General features: G+C 36.7%; 1 protein-coding gene. It reads left to right on the top strand.

The window, feature by feature from the left end; genetic code table 11:
• Positions 1-101: 101 nt before the first annotated feature.
• Positions 102-1,176, top strand: a 1,075-nt coding sequence (locus FD44_RS10050; protein ID WP_133278323.1) for a transposase, incomplete at its 3' end; no start/stop codon positions are given.

The raw sequence follows: 1,176 nt of genomic DNA, 5'->3' as shown, positions 1-1,176 counted from the left end.
AATTCGAATTTGAATTCCTGGTTCTTTCATTTTATGTAGGCACGGTGTGCCCAAATCTGTTAATCTTAAATCACCACAAAATAAGAAAGTTGGTGCCCACCGTGTATAAACATTATAACAATAACCAAACCATATTAACATTTCCAATTGAATTTAAAATTAATCCCAATCATATTGTCGTTTCAATTAGTGATTTTGTAGATAGTATTCCCACTGAAATTCTGTATCCGGATGCTGACAAGTTTGGGCGACCAAAATATTCGCCAGCGATGATGATGAAACTCCTATTATTTGCTTATATGCGTCATACGTTTTCTGGCCGTGCTATCCAAGAAATGGCAGAGGAAAACCTACCAATGAAGTGGTTAATTGGTAATCCGGACGAAGTCCCAAGTTATCGGAGCATTAATCGCTTTCGAATTTCACAAGTAGCAAAAGGGATTATCAAAAAAATGTTTCTTCAATTTCATGAACAATTAAGTGCATATGGTTTAGTAGATGACGAATCGTTATTTATTGATGGCACAAAGATTGTCGCAGATGCCAATAAATACTCCTTTGTTTGGCGAAAAAGCGTCGAACGAAATGATGCCAAGTTAGAGGAAAAAGCTAGCGCCTTATTTGATGACATGATTCAAGAAAAGGTTAATCTAGCAACTGATGCCGAAGGCACTTTGGCGAAGTTAGATCATGCAGAACGTGAATTAGAACATGATATTGATGACCTCGATCAGAAAATTAGTGCAGAAAAAGTCATTAAAGGTGGCTCGCCATCAAAGCAACGACGAAGAAAACTAAAACATTTTAAGCATATTATTACTTCGGATTTAAAGCCTCGGAAGCAAAAATATGAAGATTATCTTGAAATTCTGGGAAACCGAAACAGTTTTTCTAAGACTGATCATGATGCAACCTTTATGCGAATGAAGGAAGATCCAATGCAAAATGGTCAATTAAAACCAGGATATAACTTACAGATTGGTACTCAAAATCAATTTGTCCTATTTTATGATTTGAATCAACGGCCAGCTGACCAAAGAACGCTAGTCCCATTTTTGAATCAAGTCCAACAAAGAAAGGCCACGTTCCGTTACGTAGTAGCGGATGCAGGTTATGGTAGTGAACCAAATTATGACTTTGTTTTAAAGGATTTTAAAGCGACGCCACTTATTCCCT

Source organism: Secundilactobacillus malefermentans DSM 5705 = KCTC 3548, from assembly GCF_001436395.1.
Taxonomy (GTDB): Bacteria; Bacillota; Bacilli; order Lactobacillales; family Lactobacillaceae; genus Secundilactobacillus; species Secundilactobacillus malefermentans.
The sequence above is the reverse complement of the archived record's forward strand: the minus strand, read 5'-3'. Positions and strand labels throughout refer to the sequence as shown.